Origin of the sequence: Cellulomonas algicola, assembly GCF_003851725.1 — a bacterium.
Classification (GTDB): Bacteria; Actinomycetota; Actinomycetes; order Actinomycetales; family Cellulomonadaceae; genus Cellulomonas; species Cellulomonas algicola.
Genome location: NZ_BHYL01000340.1, coordinates 1 through 3,880, shown reverse-complemented (window position 1 = coordinate 3,880; position 3,880 = coordinate 1). Strand labels below are relative to the sequence as shown.

Genomic DNA, 3,880 nt, shown 5'->3' with positions numbered 1-3,880 from the left:
GCCCAGCCGCTCGGGCGCGCCGGCTCCGGCCGAGGTGTTCGCCGCGGCCGCCGCCGGCGACCCGGTGGCCGTCGCGCTGCGCGACCAGTTCGCCGCGGCGGTCGCCGCCGCGGTCCGGGTGCTCGTGCTCACGTGCGACGTGCGGCACGTCGTCATCGGCGGCGGGGTGAGCGCCGTGGGTGCGCCGCTGCTCGACGCCGTGCGGGACGTGCTCGACGCCGCGGCCGGCACGTCGCCGTTCCTCGCGTCGATGCGGCTCGCGGACCGGGTGACGCTCGCGCCGGAGGGGGTGCCCGTCGGTGCCGTCGGCGCGGCGCTCGTCGGACGCGGGGAGCACGGCGCATGACTCGCCGTGGCGCTGCCGCGGCCCGACAGGAGGACAGCTGATGGAGGTCGTCATCGCCCCCGCGGCGCAGCTCGCGGTCATCGCGGCCGACGCGGTCGAGCGGCTGCTGCGCGCACGTCCGACGGCGGTGCTCGGGCTCGCGACCGGCTCCAGCCCGCTGGCCGTCTACGACGAGCTCGCACGCAGGTACGCCGACGAGGGGCTGTCGTTCGCGCACGCGCGGGCGTTCATGCTCGACGAGTACGTCGGCCTGCCTGCCGACCACCCGGAGCGGTACCGCAACGTCATCGAGAAGGAGATCGCGTCGCGCGTCGACTTCGCCGAGGGCGCGGTGCAGGGGCCGGACGGTCTCGCGGAGGACGTGCCTGCGGCCTGCGCGGCGTACGAGCAGGCGATCGCGGACGCGGGCGGGGTCGACCTGCAGATCCTCGGCATCGGCACCGACGGGCACGTCGCGTTCAACGAGCCGGGCTCGTCGCTCGCGTCGCGGACCCGCATCAAGACGCTCACGCGCCAGACGCGCGAGGACAACGCGCGGTTCTTCGGCGGCGACGTCGACCAGGTCCCGACGCACTGCCTCACGCAGGGGCTCGCGACGATCATGGCGGCCCGGCACCTGGTGCTCCTGGCGACCGGGCGGGGCAAGGCCGAGGCGGTGCACCAGCTCGCCGAGGGTCCGGTCAGCGCGATGTGGCCGGCGACCGTCCTGCAGCACCACCCGCACGTCACGGTGCTCGTCGACGACGCCGCCGCGTCGCGCCTGCAGCTCGCGGACTACTACCGCGAGACGTACGCCGCGAAGCCCGGCTGGCAGGGTCTCTAGGGGCGGTGTCGATCCCGGCGGCGTCGGGGGCGCGACGTAGACTCCTGCGCATGACTGAGCCCCTCCCGCCGACCGGCCCCGCCGACCCGAACGACCCGGGCCAGGGCACGTCGACGAGCGTGCTCGAGCGCCAGGAGACCCACGAGCAGGTCGAGCCGGGCGACCACGAGCGCTTCGCGCACTACGTGCGCAAGGAGAAGATCATGGAGTCCGCGATGAGCGGCAAGCCCGTGATCGCGCTCTGCGGCAAGGTCTGGGTCCCGGGCCGGGACCCGAACAAGTTCCCGGTCTGCCCCGTCTGCAAGGAGATCTACGAGGGGCTGCGCGACCCGCAGGACGGTGAGGGTGCGTCCGGTGACGGCGGCTCCGAGGGCTCGGGCGGGGGTCGTCGCTGGGGCTTCGGCCGCGGCGGCAAGTGAGCGCGGCCGCACGCCCGTCCTCCACCACGTCCCACGCGTCCACGTCGGCGGCCTCCCACCTGCCGCCGGCGTTCCCCGGGCGTGCGCCGTGGGGGACCGCGGGCAAGCTGCGTGCGTGGCAGGCCGAGGCGCTGGAGCTGTACCGGGAGCGCTCGCCGCGTGACTTCCTCGCCGTCGCGACGCCCGGGGCGGGCAAGACGACCTTCGCGCTCCGCATCGCGACCGAGCTGCTCGAGGCCCGCGTCGTGCGGCGCGTCACGGTCGTGGCGCCGACCGAGCACCTGAAGAAGCAGTGGGCGGACGCCGCGGCACGCGTCGGGATCCGGCTCGACCCGAACTTCTCGAACGCGCAGGGCCGGCACGGGCACGGGTTCGACGGGGTCGCCGTCACGTACGCGCAGGTCGCGTCGAAGCCCGCGCTGCACGCGGCGCGCACGACGGCCGAGCGCACCCTCGTGATCCTCGACGAGGTGCACCACGGCGGCGACGCGCTCTCGTGGGGCGACGCGGTCCGGGAGGCGTTCGAGGACGCGACCCGGCGCCTCGCGCTCACGGGCACGCCGTTCCGGTCCGACACCGCGGCGATCCCGTTCGTGCAGTACGCGCGCGACCACGAGGGGATCCGCCGGAGCGTCGCGGACTACACGTACGGCTACGGCGACGCGCTGCGCGACCACGTCGTGCGGCCCGTGATCTTCCTGTCCTACAGCGGCTCGATGCGCTGGCGGACGCGCGCAGGCGACGAGGTGAGCGCCCGCCTCGGCGAGCCGTTGACCAAGGACATGACCGCGCAGGCGTGGCGGACCGCGCTCGACCCGAACGGCGAGTGGATCCCGAGCGTCCTCGCGGCCGCCGACCGGCGGCTCACCGAGGTGCGTCGGGCGGTGCCGGACGCGGGCGCGATGATCATCGCGACCGACCAGACCGACGCGCGCGCCTACGCGGGCCACCTGGCCCGGCTCACGGGGGAGTCGCCGACCGTCGTGCTCTCTGACGACGACGGTGCGAGCGACCGGATCGACGAGTTCTCCGCGAGCGACTCGCGCTGGCTCGTGGCGGTCCGCATGGTCTCGGAGGGTGTCGACGTGCCGCGCCTCGCGGTCGGCGTCTACGCGACGAGCACCGCGACGCCGCTGTTCTTCGCGCAGGCCGTCGGGCGGTTCGTGCGCGCCCGCAAGCGCGGCGAGACGGCGTCGGTGTTCCTGCCGTCGGTCCCGCAGCTGCTGGGTCTCGCGAGCAGCCTCGAGCTCGAGCGTGACCACGCCCTGGACCGGCCGCAGACGGCCGAGGAGCAGGGCGTCGACTTCAACCCCGAGGACGCGCTGCTCGCGGCCGCGAACGCCGAGCAGAACGGTCCCGACGCGGTCGGGCCGGACGGCAAGCAGGGCACGTTCGAGGCGCTCGAGGCGCAGGCGTCCTTCGACCGCGTGCTGTTCGACGGTGGCGAGTTCGGGACCGAGGCCGCGGTCGGCTCGGACGAGGAGCTCGACTTCCTCGGCCTGCCCGGGCTGCTGGACGCCGACCAGGTGTCGGCGCTGCTGCGGCAGCGGCAGGCGGACCAGCTCAAGGGGAAGCGCCGCCCGGCGGCGTCGGAGCCCGCGCCCGAGATGGACCACCGCAAGCAGGCGGAGCTGCGCAAGGAGCTCGCGCAGCTGGTCGGGGCGTGGTCGCGGCGCAGCGGGCAGCCGCACGGGGCGGTGCACGCCGAGCTGCGTCGGCGGTGCGGGGGACCGGAGGTCGCGCTCGCGGACCCGGCGCAGCTCACGGCCCGTGTCGCGATGCTGCGCGGCTGGTTCGTCGGCAAGAAGTGACGTCCGCTACGCCTCGGTAGCGTGACCAGACAACCCCCGTCTCACCATGCGAGACGGTGACAATTCCCTCATCTGTGCAGGTCAGAGCCCTGGACGCGCGACCACATAGCAGCGACCGGTGTGCGCGCAACTCGTCCTCTCGGCGTGCGGAGCCGTCACCCGTTCGGCAGCCTCGTCCTCGTGCTTCACGGCGCCGGGTTCCCCCGGACGCTCACGGTGACCACGTAGAAAGGGGTCGCACCATGCCCAGCTGGCTCATCCTCGTCCTCGTCGGAGCGGTTCTCCTCATCCTCGGCTTCGCCGGGGTCGGTGAGTTCCTCCTGTGGATCGGTATCGCCGTCCTGGTCGTCAGCCTGATCCTCGGCCTGGTCGGCCGCGGCCGCGGCCGCGCCCGGATCTGACCGGGCCGCGGCGCGGGTGGCGGGGGCCTAGCCCCCCTGCGCTCCCGCCCCGCGTCCGCGGCCTGGTCCTCGCGCAGCGG

At 74.6% G+C, this 3,880-nt stretch carries 5 protein-coding genes; all 5 read left to right on the top strand.

Features of this window, described 5'->3' with window-relative positions; translation table 11 throughout:
* A partial coding sequence (locus CTKZ_RS18415; RefSeq protein ID WP_124344287.1) for an ROK family protein occupies positions 1–346 on the top strand: 346 nt, incomplete at its 5' end.
* Positions 347–386: 40 nt separating this feature from the next.
* A complete protein-coding gene (gene nagB, locus CTKZ_RS18410) occupies positions 387–1,169 on the top strand; it encodes a glucosamine-6-phosphate deaminase (protein ID WP_124344286.1) in 783 nt (260 codons plus the stop codon).
* A 50-nt stretch (positions 1,170–1,219) separates the two neighbouring features.
* Complete coding sequence (locus tag CTKZ_RS18405; protein WP_124344285.1) at positions 1,220–1,588, top strand: DUF3039 domain-containing protein; 369 nt, start codon at positions 1,220–1,222, stop codon at positions 1,586–1,588.
* The gene (locus CTKZ_RS18400; protein ID WP_124344284.1) at positions 1,585–3,399 is read left to right on the top strand and encodes a DEAD/DEAH box helicase; all 1,815 of its coding nucleotides are present in this window, start codon (positions 1,585–1,587) and stop codon (positions 3,397–3,399) included. The genes CTKZ_RS18405 and CTKZ_RS18400 overlap by 4 nt, the downstream gene beginning before the upstream one ends.
* Before the next feature lie 242 nt (positions 3,400–3,641).
* A complete protein-coding gene (locus CTKZ_RS22115; protein ID WP_168679405.1) occupies positions 3,642–3,800 on the top strand; it encodes a hypothetical protein in 159 nt (52 codons plus the stop codon).
* Positions 3,801–3,880: the final 80 nt, after the last annotated feature.

What these genes read in the sequence shown, in the direction of transcription:
- nagB (WP_124344286.1), top strand. Translation starts at nt 387, where the DNA reads ATGGAGGTCGTCATCGCCCCCGCGGCGCAGCTCGCGGTCATCGCGGCC.
- CTKZ_RS22115 (WP_168679405.1), top strand. Translation starts at nt 3,642, where the DNA reads ATGCCCAGCTGGCTCATCCTCGTCCTCGTCGGAGCGGTTCTCCTCATC.
- CTKZ_RS18405 (WP_124344285.1), top strand. Translation starts at nt 1,220, where the DNA reads ATGACTGAGCCCCTCCCGCCGACCGGCCCCGCCGACCCGAACGACCCG.